This is a genomic window from Streptomyces sp. Wb2n-11 (assembly GCF_001049855.1).
GTDB classification, from domain to species: Bacteria; Actinomycetota; Actinomycetes; order Streptomycetales; family Streptomycetaceae; genus Streptomyces; species Streptomyces altiplanensis.
Genome location: NZ_CVPB01000001.1, coordinates 456,406 through 471,836 on the forward strand (window position 1 = coordinate 456,406; position 15,431 = coordinate 471,836).

Consider the following 15,431-nt stretch of genomic DNA (forward strand, 5'->3'; position numbering starts at 1 on the left):
CAACCGCACAAGACCTTATCGCTCAGGTTTGCGACGGAATGATTCGGGTCGGCCGAGCCGGTTGCCGGAGCAGTGCGCGGCGCTCGCCGATGCCGGGCCGGACGGGGCTCCCGGCACCGCTCGCGCCCGGGGCGCCCGAGGCGGCGTCCGTACCACCCCGGCCACCATGCTCGTCGCCGTCGGGGCGGCGTCCCGGCCGTGCCCCGCGGACGCCGCACCACGCCTGGCCGGCGCGACGGCCACTGAGCTTCTCCAGGTGCGGCGGTGGCGCTCTTCGTCTTCGAGTAGGTTCGGCGCATGGACCACGTCCCGGGCTCCGGAGTCCGCGCCGACACCGGGGGCCGCGCCGGCGCCGGGCCGCTGCGCGGACATCTCGCCGCGGGCGGTGAGACGTCCGGGCTCCGTCTGCGGTTCGGCCGGGGCGCCGACGGGATCGAGCGGCTGGCCGCCTCCATGGCCGGCGACGCCTTCTCTCCGCACCGCCACGACACCTATGCGATCGGCATGACCCTCACGGGCGTACAGACGTTTCACTACCGCGGTGAGCAGCGGCACTGCCTGCCCGGTGAGTGGCACGTCCTCCACCCCGACGAGCTCCATGACGGGGCGGCGGGCACCGACGAGGGGTTCGGCTACCGGATCCTCTACGTCGATCCCTGCCTGGTCCAGGAGGCACTGGGCGGCGCGCCGCTGCCCTTCGTCGCCGACCCGGTGATCGCACGGCACGACGTGGACCCGGCCCTGATCGCCTGGCTGGCGTACATGGACGAGCCACTGGGCGACTTCGAGCGGATCGAGGTCACGCTCGCCGTCGCGAGGCTGCTCTCGCGGCACGGGGCTGTACGGCCCGGGCAGCGCGGCGCGCTCGCCGTGGACGCGCTGGCCAGGGTCAGGGACCTCATCGCGGACGATCCGACGGTGCGGCACCCGGTCGCGGAGTTCGAGCGGATCTCGGGCCTGGACCGCTGGACGGTCGCGCGCCAGTTCCGAGCCGCGTTCGGCACCAGCCCGACGCGTTTTCGCACGATGCGGCAGCTCGACCGGGTGCGGCTGATGCTGCGGGCCGGCGTGCCGCCCTGCGATGCCGCCGTCGTGGCCGGCTTCGCGGACCAGAGCCACATGACGCGCATGTTCGGGCGGGCGTACGGTTTCACCCCCGCCTGCTGGTCGGCCGCGCTCCGCGCGTCGCCGTGGGACGGCAGCCGGCCGCTACAGGCCGCCGGTGACGGCCAGCACGGTGCCGGTGACGTACGAGGAGCGTTCCGACACGAGCCATGAGACGGCCTCGGCGATCTCCTCCGGCCGGCCGGGACGCCCCAGCGGGATGCGTGAGGCGACACGCTCCGCCCGCCCCGGGTCTCCGCCCCGCGCGTGGATGGTGGTGTCGATGGTGCCCGGGGACACGGCGTTGACGTGGATGCCGTCCGGTGCGAGTTCCTTGGCGAGCCCGATGGTCAGGGCTTCGAGGGCCGCCTTCGTCGCGGCGTAGGAGACGTACTCGTGCGGAGAGCCGGTGCGGGCGGCGACCGACGAGATGTTGACGATCGTCGAGCGCGTCGTACGCCCCGCCCACCGCCGGGCGGCCTCCCGGCACCACCGGACCGGCGCCACCAGGTTCACGTCGACGACGCGCCGCAGCACGTCGTCCGACAGCTCCACGAGGGGGGCGATGCCGCCGGTGATGCCCGCGTTGTTCACCAGGCCCACGACGGTACCGAGGCTCTCGGCCACGTCGAACACCCGGCCCGGCGCGTCGTCGGCCGTGACGTCGGCCCGCACGGCGCGGGCGATGCGGCCCGAACGCCCGAGGTCTCCCTCCACCGCACCGGCCTCGTCGTCGGAACCGGAGTGGGTGAAGACCACGCCGTACCCGTCCGCGCACAACCGTTCCACGATGCTTTTTCCGATGCCGCGGCTTCCGCCCGTGACGATCACGATCGGCGGACGGGACGACTGGGGCTGTGTGTTCATGCCGGTCCAGGTCTCCTTGCCAGGTGGGGCTCAGCGGTGAGCCGGCCCCGGAGGGATGCCTTCCGTACGGGCCTCGATCGCCCGGAGAACAGCGGCCATGTCCGACCGGGCGTGCCCCAGGGCCGACGTCTCGCCGTAGAGAGCGTGACAGACGTCCAGCAGGGGGGAGGCCAGGTCCGCCGTCCGGGCGGCCTCGGCGATCAGCCCGCTGTTCTTGAGTACGTCGCGGATCGACGCCTGCACGTCGAAGTCTCCGGCCGTCAGCTTGGCCGCCTTCACCCGTGAGACGCCGCTCGCCATCGGGCCGGCGTCGAGGACGTCCCGGAACTGCCGCAGGTCCAGACCGTGGCGTTCGGCGAAGTGGAACGCCTCCGCGAGCCCCGTCACCATGGTGATCAGGAACAGGTTGACCGCGAGCTTCGTCACGAGCGCTGCGGGCACCCGTCCGCAGACAACCGTTTCATGGCACATGGGACGAAGCAACGGCCGCACTCTCGCGACGGCATCGGTCCCGCCGGCCAGCATCGCCACGAGCCGCCCCGCCTCGGCCGGTCCCCGTGACCCGGATACGGGGGCCTCGACGTAGCTGCCGCCCGCCGCCAGCACGTCGGCCTCGAGGCCGCGGGAGTGGTCGGGTGCGTTCGTTCCCATGGGGACGAGGGTGTGCTGCGCGACGCGTGCCTCGAAGTCCGGCGTGCCGCGGCCGAGCACAGCGTCCGTCGAGGAGTCGTCGGCCTGCATGAGGATGACGACGCGCGCCCGGGCGAAGACCTCGGCGGGATCCGCCGCCACCTGCGCGCCCGCGGCCCGCAGCGGTTCGCACCTGCCGGGTGAGCGGTTCCAGACCACGAGCGGAGTGCCCGCCCGCGCCAGGTTGAGCGCCATGGGCTGCCCCATGACGCCCAGGCCGATGAATCCCACGGCCGTATCCATTTCCGCGCTCCCTTCCCGCTCCGGCGCACGGCGCCGGCTTCTCCGGCGGCTTCCGGACCTCCACCGTTGTAGGCGCCGGCGCGCGGGACGGTCTTGAACGATTGTGCGTACCACGCCCGGTGGTGGCCGGCCGGGAAATCCGGTCGACGGGCGGGCCCGCGGCGCACTGTGATGGTCCCGACTGCCCGCCGCACGGAGCGGGCCTGCCGCAGGAGTTCCTCCTGGCAACCGTGAGAACCGGGGCCGCGCGCGGGTCGGGACGGGGCCGCGCGCGGAGCGCCTGGCGAAGCCCGTGCGCAGATCCGTACCCCCACCGCCCACCGGCGGTGCTCCCCCGGCGTGGCGCAGCGGGTGCACGCCCCGGGCCGCCGCGTCGCACGGCAGCACGGTGACCAGGTCGCGACGGTCGCCCCCCGGGACAAGAAACCGCGGCGACTTCGTGGAGCGCGCTGCCCGGTTCGGTGTCGCTGAGCGAGCCGGACGTGTCGATGGCCACGGAGACCCGGGGCGGCGGCCCGCGCCGCGGGCTCGGCAGGACCGCGCCGGGCGCCCGGCCGTGGGCGACGGCCGGCCGTGGGCGTAGTCCTCGCCCGCGCCGGCGCCGGAGACCGCCGCTCCCCGCAACTCGCGTCAGGGCTGCGGCGGGTGGAACGCCTCCTGCGCCCACCTCTGCCACTCCTTCGCGACCGTGCCCGCAAGCGGAATCCTCTTCGAGGACGGCCCCAGGGCACGGTCGCGGTCAGGCCGGGCAAGCGTCAACCAGGTTGGTCGCTGTCCTTCAAGGTGCCCCATCCGTGCCAGCGGTCGATCTCGATCCACGCGCTGACCCGGCGGCGGTCCCGCTGCGCGTAGGGCTTGCCGAGGTAGTGCTGGGACAACCGGTCGGCGTCGGCCAGCCCCTCGTCCTCGCTGAGTTCGGTGACGCGCCCGACGATGCTGATGTGCGTGTACCAGTTGCCCTCGTCGAGCACGGTGAGCGACACCCGCGGGTCGTTGCGCACATACTCCAGGCGCTTGCGTCCCTGGTCCATGTTGACCAGTACCCGGCCGTCCTCCCAGAGGTACCAGGTGGCCGTGGACACCGGCTGGCCGTCCGGGCGCAGAGTCGTGACAACGGCCGGATTGGCCTTCGCCAACATCGCGACTGCCTCTTCGGGAAGCGGTGGTTTCGACATGGGACATCCTCCGTCATGTGCTGCTGCAAGCCGTGGCCACCCTCGCATGCGCAACGGATCGAGCGCTTCGGCGCAGTGTCGTTGCGGGGCCGCCCACCCGGTTGGGGGAAAGGGTCCACCGGTACGCGTACTTCTGGAAAGACATGGCCGGACAATGCGGACGAGGTCCACAACGGCTGCCCGAACGGATCGCACGAGCTGTCGCGCGATGTCTGCCGGATGTCCCCGTGGATGCCCCCGGCCGTTTCGTCGAACCGGTGGGCAAGGCCGGGATCGTCGTGGGTGCCCATCCGACGGCGGCTTTCCTGGAGTTCCTTTCCGAGCCGCCGAAGACAGTACCGAGCACCCGAGCGGCACACGCCATCAGCCTGCCCGGCGGTTTCGCCGCAATGTCATGCCGTCGCCGCACGACGGCGTGGTGATGGGCTGCGTGGTGATGGGCTCCTCCATCTCCGGCCAGTGACGCCGATCCCGTGCCCGACCCGGTTCCGCCAGGGGATCGGACGTCATCCCTGGGCGGTCTCCGAAAAACCCTCCTCCGTGGAAATCTCTTCCGAGACTCCCTGGAAGAAGCCCTCCACCAGCTCGTCCAGCTTCACCTCGGTGGCTCCGGCCGGAGCCGTGGCCTTTTCGCCCTTGCCCACCCGCAGCACGAGCGCGAACTTCCTGACGTTCGCGTTTTCCGCCAGCTCGGCCAGGTCCACGGACACCTCGGTCAACGCCCCGTTCCTGAGCGTGAAGTCGGCTGTGACCTTCTTGTCCGGCGCCTCCTTGAGGTCCTCGGCCGTAGGGAGCCCGGCACCCGGCGGCAGTTCTTCCGCCAGCGGGCGGATCTCGTCGAACAGCTCGGTCAGCAAAGTGCGGAAGGGGGTGGTGGCCATGACGTGCTCGGTGCCGCCCTCCCCCTCGGAGGTCTTGAAGTCGACCTCCCGGGCGATGACCTCCCGGAGCGCCTTCATGAGCTTCTTCTGCGCCTTCGCGTCGGGCGTGGGCTCCGCCGAGGGCTTCCCGCCTTCCGGCGCCCGCATCTCCTCCATCTCGTCGCGGGTCTTCTTCAGTTCCTCCGTCGCGACCTTGACCCACTCGCCGTCGATCATCTTCTTGAACGCACCGGCGCTCTCGGGCAGTTCACCGGCGGACGGCAGGGGGACTCCCGTCGTCTTCGCGAAGGCGTCCACATCGGCACGGAAGTAGGTGTACTCGCCGACCACCCGGTACTCGAACAAGTCACCGCCGGGGCCGCTGAACTTGACGGCCATGCCGGTGAAGTCCTTGTCGTCGGAGTCGTCGAACGGCTTCTTGGACTGCATGGAGACGGAGAGCCGCGCGCCGCTGAACAACTCGGCTGCCCCGTCCGGCATTTCCTCACCGGTCCCCGCCTCGGCGTCAAGCGCCTTCAGCGTCTTCGCGTCGGTGTCCAGGTCCAGCTCGAAGGAGAGCGAGTGCTCCTTGCCGAGCTTGCCGAAGGCCCGGTCGAGCTTCTGCCCGGCGGACAGGTTCTCCACCGCGCCGCAGGCGGCGGAGCCCGCCAGGACCACGGTGGCGACGGCGGTGGCGAGCAGGGGCTTGCGTATCACGGAAATGACGGTCTCCTCATAGGTGCGACCACGTGGGCGGTCACGGGGAAGACCGGTGAAGTCCTCATAAGGTTGCACGTCATACGTGGCTGTCGCGGGGACCGGCAGCCGGGCGCCGCCGGTTCAGCGGCACGGGCCGGCGAATTCCCGCAAGGTCTGCTCGTACCGGCCGCCGAAGCCCACTCGGGTGATGTCCTTGAAACGGAACTTCGTCGCGTCGGTGGACCATCGCGCCCCTGGGTCGACTTCTCGCAACCGCAGCGATCTGGGCCGCAGGCCCGTCACCGCGCCGATCCAGCAGGCGTCCGGTGCGTGCCGTTCGGCATGCAGCGAAATGAGGCCGAAGTCGCGGCAGGCGGCCTCCACCAGAGCGGGCAGGCCGTCCAGCGGGACCGCGTGAGCGGGCATACGCACCGGCCACTGCCCCCGGCGGCGCAGTGCTCTGGCGGTCAGGCTTGTTCCGTCACCCCGCCGGCAGACCTTGGTGATGCCCGGGGTCCGGACCGCCGCCCAGCCGTCGAGCTGAACGTCCGTACAGGGCGCCAGCAGGGTCCAGGCGGGGGTCGTACCGACGACGAAGCCATCGATCCGGTCCGCGGAACGGGTCGACCGGTGGACGCGCACCAGATCACCCCTGCCGGCTGCCCGGTCGAGCCGGCGCAGGACGCGGTCGTTGTCCGCGGCGTCCTGCTGTGTCGCCTCCACGTTCTGCTTCTGCGTCATACCCGGATCCTGCACGGTCGGCAGGCCGGGTCATCCGGGTTTCTCCCGCACCGCCATGGGCCCGGGGTGCGCGGCGCGGGGCGGACCGTGCCTGCCGGGCCACGCCTGTCACACGGGCTGTGGCGCGAAGGGCAGCAGCTCGTCCTCACCCGGCTGGACGGCGATGCAGCTGTTCTCGGGAAGTTCGTTCCAGACCCCCGGAAGATCGCCCAGCGGCTCGGAGACGATGAGGCGGGTCTCGTCGGAGACCCCTTGCAGGAAAGCCAGGTCGGGGTGGAGAGCCCGCACGGCCTCCACCCTGCTGCTGACGAACAGCGACCGCGACGCCTTCTGGCTCGAGTACCGGAAAGCCCACAGCCGCTCACTGTCGGTCACCGCGATGGTCATCTGGAGCGGGAACTCCACTCCGTGCTCAAGAGCCAGCGTTTCCACCAGCCCGGCCATCCGGGCAACGGCACCCGGGGCGTCCTGGTCCAGGCCCAGGGTGACCGCCAGGTAGAACATCACTTCCGAATCCGTCGACCCCTCCAGCGAGGAGAACAGCGCGGGATCGATGGCCATGCAGAGGTCGCGCCTGATCCGGTGGAAGTCGGTGATCGCACCGTTGTGCATCCACATCCACCGGCCGTGTCGGAAGGGGTGGCAGTTCGACTGCTGCACGGCCGTGCCGGTCGAGGCGCGGACGTGGGCGAAGAACAGCGATGAGCGGACATGGTCCGCGATCTCCTGCAGGTTGCGGTTGTTCCAGGCAGGGCCGGTGTCCCGGACGATGGCCGGCGTGGCCGCGTCGGGTCCGTACCAGCCGATGCCGAACCCGTCGCCGTTGGTCGTCTCGACCCCCATCCGCGAATGGAGACTCTGGTCGATCAGGGAGTGGGCGGGCTTGTACAGGATGTCGCCGAGCAGGGCAGGGGTCCCGGAGTAGGCGAGCCATCGGCACATGAAGAGCAGTCCCTTCCCGGTCGGCACCCGAGCGGTCCCCGTCGGCCGTGGAGCCTGTCGCACGGCGCCGGACAGGTGTCCCGACCGGCTTGACGGCATGCTGCCGGTCGAGGCAGCTTCCCCGGTCGGGTGCCCCGCCTCACCGGCCGGAAACAGCCGGCCGGATCGCCCGCCGACGGTGACACCCCGGGCGCGGTACGCCGTCGCGCGGTGCCGCCGAGGTCTGGAACAGAAACATAGGAAGCTCAACCAATCGCTCATGGTGTCGGTAAGCTTCTGCCGCTCATCAGCACTATTGAGGGGGGACCTCTCTTGCGTAAGCACCCTGTCATCGCCGTGTCCATAGCGGCCGGTGCACTGGCCGTCCTTGCCGCCACCCCGGCCCAGGCCGCCGAGTACTCTTCGGCGCTGAAGGTCCGCGGAGTCCAGTACGACGCACCCGGCCGGGACTCCAACAGCTGTTCCTCCGGCAACACCGACGAGGAATACCTGACGGTCAAGAACTACTCGTCCTCGGCGACGGTGAATCTCAAGGGTTACGTCGTCAAGGACGCCACCGGCAACCGCTTCGCGTTCACGGCCAACCACTACCTGCAGCCCGGCGACTACGTAAAGCTCCGGGGTGGCAACGGCACCGACTCCGACGCCAACAACGTCGTCTACCGCGACAACTGCAACTTCCTGTGGAACAACGACCGCGACACGATCTACCTGTACAAGCCCTCCGGCAGCCGCGCGGACGTCCACTCCTACAGCAAGAGCGGCAACGACCGCGACGGCAACGGCTACATCACCTTCCACTGACCGATCCCGATGCGTACGGGCCCCGTCTCCCCGGTGGGGGAGACGGGGCCCGCCCGTGACAAGCACCACGACGAAACGCGCAGTTCCGCCCGCCGGCCGGCCGGAGCGCTCACCGGAGAACACTGCGGCTCCCCCGGGACCGCCAGGCCATGTGTGTGCGGCCGGTGTCGTCGGCTGCCTTGCGTCCCGTATCCCGGACGACGGTCGAGCGGTACGCGGTCAGAGCGTCCGGCGGACGTGATCTCACGCCATGTCTTCTGTTCCAGCTGCCGCTCAGGTGCTGGCCGTTCTCCCTTGCCCCGCAGGCCAGGCCGACCCCGTGCCGGCTGCGGCGATCAACCGTGATGTCCGGCTGCCCCGGTCGACGACGTACCACCTGCTCGACACCCTCGCGCGCGAGGGGTTCGTTGTGCACCTGCCGGAGGAACGGCGCTACGGCCTGAGGGTCAGCGCTTTCGAACTGGTGTCCGGCTACAGCCGTCAGGCACCGTTCCAGCGCCTCGCGCGGGTGCCGTTGGTGAAACTCGTCGACAGCACGGGGCACAACGCCCCTCTCGCCGTGCTGCACGGCCGGGAGGTCATCTACGCCATCGGGGAACGGGCGCCGGGACGGGCGCCCCTGGTGACAGAGGTCGGTGTCCGGCTGTCGGCGCACCTGACCGCCAGCGGCCGGGCGGTGCTGGCGCGCCTGCCGCAGGCACAGGTACGAGCGCTGTTCCTGGACTCTTCGGCCTTCGTGCTGCGCAACGAGGCCGGACCGGGATCGTTGACCGCGCTCCGTCATCTCCTTCTGGAGGTACGCCGGCGCGGGTACGCCACGGAGGACGGCGAGGTGACGGCGGGCTTCTCGTCCGTGGCGGTCGCTGTTCTCAGTCACACCGCACACCCGGTCGCCGGCGTGGCGGTCACCTTCCCGGCCCAGGACGCCGGGCCCGAGCAGCAGCAGCGGATCGCCGCGCAAGTGACCCGTACCGCGAATCAGCTGAGCCGTCGTATCGGCGGAGTGGCCGACACACCGCACGGTACGGGCGCAGGGGCCCGGGCGTCGTAGGGCCCGAGGAGCCGGCGCCGCGTTCCGGCGCGGCGGCTGTGCGGGGCGCCCGGAGCGGACGGCCCTCCGCCGCCGGCCGGGGCCGGCGGCGGAAAGCGGGAAAGGGCCGGGACCGGGTTCTCAGCGAAGCGGTCCGGTGACGCCTTCAGCGGCTGCGAGAGCCTGGCCACGGGCCACGTACTGCACGGCTGCCTCGATCTCGGGAGCGAGGTACCTGTCGGGGCCCGGCGCGTGGCGGCGCAGGCAGGCCAGGACGGCCGCCGTCGCGGGGTCGGGTTCGAGAGGTGCGCGCAGGCCGAGGGCGCGGGTGGCCGCGCGGCGTTACTGTCTGGGATCCCAGACACTCGCCCGGCCGCTCGCGGTGGCCATGAACGACGGCGTCGCCGGCGGCGCTGTGGAGGTGTTCCCGGAGCTGCCGGAAATGAGTGCGCCGGCTCCGCGGCCCGGGACCGCTGCATGCGCATCCCCCTGGCCGAGGGGAACCCGAGTGAGCGGCGGCACCACTTCGCCCCAGCGGACGCACCAGGCCCCCGGAGCATGCGCTCCGGGGGCCTGGTGCACCTGATGCCGGATCAGGCGAGGGTGATGTTCTCCGCCTGCGGGCCCTTCTGGCCCTGCGTGACGTCGAAGGTGACCGTCTGGCCTTCCTGGAGCTCACGGAAGCCGGAGGAATTGATGTTGGAGTAGTGCGCGAAGACGTCCGGTCCGCCGCCGTCCTGGGAGATGAAGCCGAAGCCCTTTTCGGAGTTGAACCACTTGACGGTTCCGCTGGCCATGCTGGTGCCTCTCAGTCGATATCGGATCCGCACCGCGCGGACCCGGAGGTGATCGCCCTGGTCCTCAGGCACTGCACAGCGAAACGCCCACGCCGGAGCGCGGGCAGGTACTGCGAACCACGACATCTGACAGCAACGCTACACGGCGGAACTGCCCCTCACCAGAGAGCAACGGCCAATTGGTGCTCTTCGACATCGTCTCCCTGCCCGATGCACCCGAATACCCGAATACCGGCCGGGGAGCCCCGGCTCTGCCGCGCGCGTGGCGCTGCCGGGGAGTCGGGCTCCGGGCAGGAGGCGTGCGGTCACCGGTGCGTGTCCGCCGGGCGAGGGCGTTGGGCGCATCCGGCGAGGTGGCCCACGGGATCAGCGCATCGCCAGTGGTACGGGGGGTGTTGAGCCGGGCACCGGCCGGTTTCCCGGTGAACACGCTGGTGCGGCTCGGCCGGGCGGCGACTGCCGGGGCGGCGCTGATGCGAGGGGCGCGGTTCAGGGCCGCGAGGTCGTCGCGCAGCGGCATCCCTGCCTCCCGGTGGAGCTCCGTCACCTCCTTGTGCACCGAGGACCGGCGGAGCACGGCCGAGTAGCCGACTCCGGCGTTCCACGACGGATCACCGCCCACGCGGCTCTCCACCTCCCGCCGCCAGGCGAAGGCCGCGGTCCGCCGCAGTCCGGCGGCCGCCGTGTACCGGTTGGCCCGCCGGGCTTCCCGGTCGGCCGGTTCCGGTTTCGGCTGCGAGGTGTCATTGCGTCCCGGAATGTCGCGGAGCGCCGCAGCGGGCGCGGCCCCGGGTGTCCGCTGGGCGTCGTCGGCCTTCGCCGCCAGGGTGTTCGCGGCGGTCCGCGCCGCCGCCCCGTCCCCGAAGCCGGTGCGTTCGATGCCCGGGCCCGGGGCCGGCGGGGTCCGGAACGCGAAGACCGTGTCGGAAGTGCTGTTCCGGCCGGCCGCGCCGCCTTGCACGAGACCGCGCATCGACAGCGAGCCGTCGATCCGCTCCGGGTGAGGCTCGGCGGTCCCGGTCGTGGCGAGTCCTCCGTACGTCACGCCTTCGTGGACGGCCGGGCCCACCGCCCCGAAGGGCTTATGCGGGGAAGTGATGCCCGGTGAGCAGCGAGTCGAGGATTTCGCGGACTGTCTCCTCGGTGATGTCCGGGTGGAGGAAGGCGGGGCGGGCCACTGTTTCGCCTTCCCAGACGCTTGGAGCGATGAAGGCGGTGCCCGCCGCCAGGAGCCTCTTCGACCAGGCGTAGTAGTCGGACGGCTGCCGGCCTGTCCGGCGGATCAGGACCACGGTCAGTTCCGGCTCGCGGAGGAGTTCCAGCCCCTCCGTCCGCTCTGCCGGACGGGCCGCTCGGTAGGCCATGGCCGCGCCCTTGGCCACGGCGTCGCGGCAGACGTCGGCGCCGTGCACGGCGAGGGAGAACCACAGGGGCAGCCGGCTGCGGAACCGGGTTGCCCCAGGGGACGTTCACACCCCGGGCCTCCCCCGTATCGTGGGCGTGCGACGACCTCGTGGTCGCTCCGGACAGAGAGGCCCACCGCGTGCACCCACCCGTCGACGACCCGACGGCCCCCTCGATGGTCCATGTCCCCGGTGGCGCCGTGGACCTCCGGGACGATCGGCGCGGCACCCGCTGGCAGGCCGAGATCGCTCCTTTCCTGCTCGGCCGGTATCCCGTCACGGCGGACTTCCACCGGGCCGTCACGGGGGTGGATCTCCCTCCCTCCGCAAGCGGAGCCTCGCCCGTGACGAACATCAGCTGGCTCGACGCGATCGACGTGTGCAACCGGATCTCGGTCCGGTCCGGGCTGGACCAGGCGTACTCCCGCGACGCACGGAACGGGGAAGTGACCTGCGACTGGGCGTCCGACGGCTATCGCCTGCCGACCGAGGCGGAGTGGCAGTACGCCTGCAAGGCGGGTACCAGCGGGTACCGGTACGGGGAGATCGACGACATCGCCTGGTACGCGGACAACTCCGGAGGCAGGGTCCACGACGTCGGCGGCAAGGCACCCAATCCGTGGGGACTGCACGACATGCTGGGCAACGTCTGGGAGTGGTGCTGGGATCTCTACGACGAGGAGGTCTACGGTTCCTACCGCATCTTCCGCGGTGGGGGCTGGGCCGAGTCGACGCGGGGCTGCGGTGCCTCCGTACGCCGCCGCAGTCACCCCTCGTTCGCAATCGACGACCTCGGCTTCCGGCTCGCCCGGACCGTGTCCTGAGGCCCGGCGGCCCCGCCCGGACCTGCCGTGGGCCTGGAACCGTTCCGTCGTGATGTCACGAGCCGTCGCGGCGGGAGGTTCTACCGAACGGTCGACCACTCGTTGTCCCTGCTCGGACAGCTTCCAGACATCCGTTGACCGCGATGCACGGGCTTCTCTCCGCACGGCTGGAGAAGCGCACGGAGAGGCATGTCATGAGTCTGATCAACGTGTTCGAGACCGTAGCCGCGCTGCCGGACGCCTGGCGCTCCCGTCCGCTGGGCCGGGTGGGGGCGGCCTGCCTGCGTGAAGGTCCTGCGCATGGACGAGCTGCCGGTCGCGGAGGAGACGCACGGCAGCGCCGAGCTGCTGTTCGCGCTCAACGGCCGGCTGGAGCTGGTCGTTGACGGCATCGTGGTGCCGGTGGGGCCGGGCGGGATGTACCTGGTGCCGGCAGGTGCCCGGAGTGCTGTCGGGCCGGGAGCCTGGGCGCCCTGGTGATCGTGGAAGAACCCGAAGGATGAGGTCCGCCCGGGCTGCAGGAACTGCCAAGGCTGCCAGAGCTGGACATCAGGTCCGGCGTCCGGTGACGGAAGCGGCCCGGGCGGGTGCGTCGACCACGACCGTCCCACAGGCCCGAACCGGGCCTGCCCCCGGCCGGCATCAGCCCGAACCACCCGCCGTCGCGTTCGGTTGGCCGGACAGGTGACGACGGGGCGGCCTGTTCATGCCGTGCACACCGGAACGCCTCCTTCCCATGTCCTGCGGTCAAGCTGGCCATTTGATGCTCACGCTGCGCTTGCCATGTTCTCGACATTGACATTGAGAGGCTCTTCGTGACCAGACACCCCGCCCTCCGCTCGACCGCTCTCGCACTGAGCACCACCCTGGCAGCGCTCGCCCTGGCCGCACCCGCCGAGGCGCACGGACCTGCGGCCGACCCGCTGCCCGCCGTCACCCCCAGTGCCGAGACTCCGGCGCTTTACGACGACGAGGCGGGCGGCAACGCCGACGCGGACGACCCGGCGATCTGGCGCAACGCGAGCGACCCCGACCGCAGCCTGGTCATCGCCACCGCCAAGGAGGCCGGCCTGCGGGTGTACGACCTCGACGCACGCCAGGTGCAGGCGATCCAGCCCCCCTCGTCGGCCGATCCGGACGACGCTCCGGGCCGATTCAACAACGTCGACCTCGTGACCGGCCTTCGCCTGTCCTCCGGGCGCGCCGACGTCGCCGTCACCAGCGACCGCGGCAACGACCGGCTGCGGATCTACCGCATCGACCGCGACCGCCCCGGCGGCCCGCTCACCGACATCACCGACCCGGCCGCCGCTCCGGTCTTCTCCAGCGGGCAGGACGAGATCAACGACCAGCAGACGGCGTACGGTCTGGCCACCTGGACCGACCGCACGACCGGGCGCTCCTACGCACTGGTCAGCCGTCGTGAACGCACCAGCATCGCCCTGCTGGAGCTCACCGCCACCACGGGCGGCAAGGTCGGCTACCGCAAGGTCCGCACACTCGACCTGCCGTCCGCCTTCCGCCTCCCGAACGGCGCCACCTGGTCCCCCTGCGGCGAGCCGGGCGAACTCCCCAGGTCGAGGGCATGGTCGTCGACCCGGTCAACGGCATGCTGTACGCCGGTCAGGAGGACGTCGGCATCTGGCGCCTGCGCGCCGACCTCACGGCCGCCCCGCAACTCGTCGACAAGGTCCGCGAGTACGGCGTCCCGGGCGTGTACGACGAGGAGACCGAGGAGTGCGCAGCAGGCGCCGACCCCGGCTTCGGCGGCTCCCGGATCTCGGCCGACGTGGAGGGCCTGACGCTGCTGACCGAGTCCGACGGTGACGGATACGTCCTCTCGTCGAGCCAGGGGGACAGCACCTTCGCCCTGTACGACCGTGAACTCGAGGACGACAACGAGTACGAGGGCGGCTTCCGCGTCACCTCCGCCTCGCAGTCCCTCGACGGCTCGGAGGAGTGCGACGGCGCGGCCGTACTCAACACCCCGCTCGGCACCAAGTACCCGCGCGGCCTTCTCGTCGTGCAGGACGGCCACAACACCTCGGCCGACGGCGAGGGCGACCGGGAGTCCACCGGCTTCAAGTTCGTGGACCTCGGCGGGCTGATGGACCGTATCGACGACTGACCACGTCCTCACTGCCCACGGGGTGCGCCGGGTGCGGGAACCGCCCGGCGCACCCCGCGGTCGTCCACCGGTGGACGCGGGTCGCGATCACGGGCCGGGACGGTCCTCAGGCGGCAGGCCCCAGCGCCGGGGCACCGGCCACCGGCCACCGGCCACCGGCCACCGGTGCGGCGTACAGCAGGGGAAACGGGATGCGGGAGTACCGGCGCGCCCGGACCACGGTGACGACGGCCCCGGCGAAGTACAGCACCAGGCCGGTCCCTGCCAGGAGGCCGACGGCCGGTACGAAAAGGCCGGCCGGCAGACCCGCGGCCCCTGCGGCCTTTGCCGTACCGGCCCAGGTCCACCAGGAGCGGGGGACGCTGTAGTCGGCCACCGGCCGCACGGCCCACTTGGCGCGGAAGAAGACGGAAGCGGCCGAGAAGCCCGTCAGGGCGGCGGCCAGGAGGGGGACGACGACGTAAGCGGTGGACCTCGGTGGCGCTCCTCATCGGGTGGACGCCGGAGCGGCTCGCTCCGGCCGGGTGCGACGAGTCCGTCACCGCGTTGACGCCGCGCGGCGAGCAAGTGGGACAGGAGCGGCCTTCGGCGTCATGGACGCGGGCATACGGAACGGGCAGGCGGCACAGAGCTACGGCCACGACGAGCCTTCCGTGCACTTGTACGCGCCCGAAGTCCTGGGTCCTGCGGTCGGCTTCCCTCTTTCGGGAGCCCACTCCTGCGGCGAGGTTGCCGCAGGAGAGATGCGGGGGCAGGCCGTGATCCCCCTCCCCGCCCCCGTCGGCCACCGGGTGCGCCCCTGCCGGTCGCCGGCTGGCGGCAAGCCGTCCTCTTCCGTCCGGAGGACGGTGGGGCATCGGGCGCCGTCGCCGTTGCCTGATCGCCCGGACGGCGGGCATGCCGTCGCGGGGAGGCCCACGACGCTGCGGTCGGCCGTCCGCACAAGGCGCCGGCCGACTCCCCCGGCGCGCCACCCGGGCTGGTGCCGCACACGGAGAACGGGCCGTATCCCACACCTCGCACCCACGCCCACCCCCACACAGACTGTCGCAATGAACTCGCAGCCTGGGGAACAAGCCGCCGAGCCGTATGGTTGCTATATGCATGTAAAGCTTTCGCCGCAC

At 71.4% G+C, this 15,431-nt stretch carries 15 protein-coding genes and 2 pseudogenes; 6 read left to right on the forward strand and 11 right to left on the reverse strand.

The genetic code is table 11. The features are described 5' to 3' along the window. Window positions 1-297: 297 nt before the first annotated feature. Complete coding sequence (locus tag BN1555_RS01875) at window positions 298-1,278, forward strand: AraC family transcriptional regulator (RefSeq protein ID WP_093797267.1); 981 nt, start codon at window positions 298-300, stop codon at window positions 1,276-1,278. Here BN1555_RS01875 and BN1555_RS01880 read toward each other — a convergent pair. The 7 genes and pseudogenes from BN1555_RS01880 to BN1555_RS01905 form a co-directional block, all read right to left on the reverse strand. Further along, complete coding sequence (locus BN1555_RS01880; protein WP_093797269.1) at window positions 1,210-1,971, reverse strand: SDR family NAD(P)-dependent oxidoreductase; 762 nt, start codon at window positions 1,969-1,971, stop codon at window positions 1,210-1,212. The two genes, BN1555_RS01875 and BN1555_RS01880, sit on opposite strands and share 69 nt — an antisense overlap. Before the next feature lie 30 nt (window positions 1,972-2,001). Further along, complete coding sequence (locus BN1555_RS01885; RefSeq protein WP_255306350.1) at window positions 2,002-3,018, reverse strand: NAD(P)-dependent oxidoreductase; 1,017 nt, start codon at window positions 3,016-3,018, stop codon at window positions 2,002-2,004. Between the two features lie 165 nt (window positions 3,019-3,183). Beyond that, window positions 3,184-3,597, reverse strand: a pseudogene (locus BN1555_RS39990) (hypothetical protein); the annotation flags it as partial. 62 nt (window positions 3,598-3,659) lie between these two features. After that, window positions 3,660-4,079 (reverse strand): PPOX class F420-dependent oxidoreductase, encoded by a 420-nt coding sequence (locus tag BN1555_RS01890; protein WP_093797273.1) that lies wholly within the window; start codon window positions 4,077-4,079, stop codon window positions 3,660-3,662. Between the two features lie 506 nt (window positions 4,080-4,585). Further along, a complete protein-coding gene (locus BN1555_RS01895; RefSeq protein ID WP_255305829.1) occupies window positions 4,586-5,656 on the reverse strand; it encodes a hypothetical protein in 1,071 nt (356 codons plus the stop codon). A 123-nt stretch (window positions 5,657-5,779) separates the two neighbouring features. Continuing rightward, complete coding sequence (locus BN1555_RS01900) at window positions 5,780-6,379, reverse strand: hypothetical protein (RefSeq protein ID WP_093797275.1); 600 nt, start codon at window positions 6,377-6,379, stop codon at window positions 5,780-5,782. Between the two features lie 108 nt (window positions 6,380-6,487). Next, a complete protein-coding gene (locus tag BN1555_RS01905) occupies window positions 6,488-7,321 on the reverse strand; it encodes a class II glutamine amidotransferase (RefSeq protein WP_093803109.1) in 834 nt (277 codons plus the stop codon). A 312-nt stretch (window positions 7,322-7,633) separates the two neighbouring features. Here BN1555_RS01905 and BN1555_RS01910 point away from each other — a divergent pair, with 312 nt between their 5' ends. Then, window positions 7,634-8,125, forward strand: coding sequence for a lamin tail domain-containing protein (locus BN1555_RS01910; RefSeq protein ID WP_093797277.1), 492 nt, complete (start codon window positions 7,634-7,636; stop codon window positions 8,123-8,125). Between the two features lie 250 nt (window positions 8,126-8,375). Then, on the forward strand, window positions 8,376-9,176 hold the full coding sequence (locus tag BN1555_RS01915; protein ID WP_093797279.1) for an IclR family transcriptional regulator: 801 nt from the start codon (window positions 8,376-8,378) through the stop codon (window positions 9,174-9,176). 572 nt (window positions 9,177-9,748) lie between these two features. Here BN1555_RS01915 and BN1555_RS01920 read toward each other — a convergent pair. The 3 genes from BN1555_RS01920 to BN1555_RS01930 form a co-directional block, all read right to left on the reverse strand. Beyond that, complete coding sequence (locus BN1555_RS01920; protein ID WP_069925601.1) at window positions 9,749-9,952, reverse strand: cold-shock protein; 204 nt, start codon at window positions 9,950-9,952, stop codon at window positions 9,749-9,751. 64 nt (window positions 9,953-10,016) lie between these two features. Further along, the gene (locus BN1555_RS01925) at window positions 10,017-10,997 is read right to left on the reverse strand and encodes a hypothetical protein (RefSeq protein WP_093797281.1); all 981 of its coding nucleotides are present in this window, start codon (window positions 10,995-10,997) and stop codon (window positions 10,017-10,019) included. A gap of 37 nt (window positions 10,998-11,034) precedes the next feature. Continuing rightward, window positions 11,035-11,364, reverse strand: coding sequence for a hypothetical protein (locus BN1555_RS01930; protein ID WP_176709916.1), 330 nt, complete (start codon window positions 11,362-11,364; stop codon window positions 11,035-11,037). A 167-nt stretch (window positions 11,365-11,531) separates the two neighbouring features. Between BN1555_RS01930 and BN1555_RS01935 the strand changes: the two genes are divergently transcribed. The 3 genes and pseudogenes from BN1555_RS01935 to BN1555_RS01945 all read left to right on the forward strand — a co-directional run bounded on the left by BN1555_RS01935 (window position 11,532) and on the right by BN1555_RS01945 (window position 14,307). After that, the gene (locus tag BN1555_RS01935) at window positions 11,532-12,179 is read left to right on the forward strand and encodes a formylglycine-generating enzyme family protein (protein ID WP_093803110.1); all 648 of its coding nucleotides are present in this window, start codon (window positions 11,532-11,534) and stop codon (window positions 12,177-12,179) included. 300 nt (window positions 12,180-12,479) lie between these two features. Continuing rightward, complete coding sequence (locus BN1555_RS41500) at window positions 12,480-12,659, forward strand: cupin domain-containing protein (protein WP_369688932.1); 180 nt, start codon at window positions 12,480-12,482, stop codon at window positions 12,657-12,659. A 386-nt stretch (window positions 12,660-13,045) separates the two neighbouring features. After that, window positions 13,046-14,307 (forward strand): annotated as a pseudogene (locus BN1555_RS01945) (phytase). 106 nt (window positions 14,308-14,413) lie between these two features. Here the strand turns inward: BN1555_RS01945 and BN1555_RS01950 are convergent. After that, window positions 14,414-14,752 (reverse strand): DoxX family protein, encoded by a 339-nt coding sequence (locus BN1555_RS01950; RefSeq protein ID WP_093797283.1) that lies wholly within the window; start codon window positions 14,750-14,752, stop codon window positions 14,414-14,416. Window positions 14,753-15,431 lie beyond the last annotated feature (679 nt).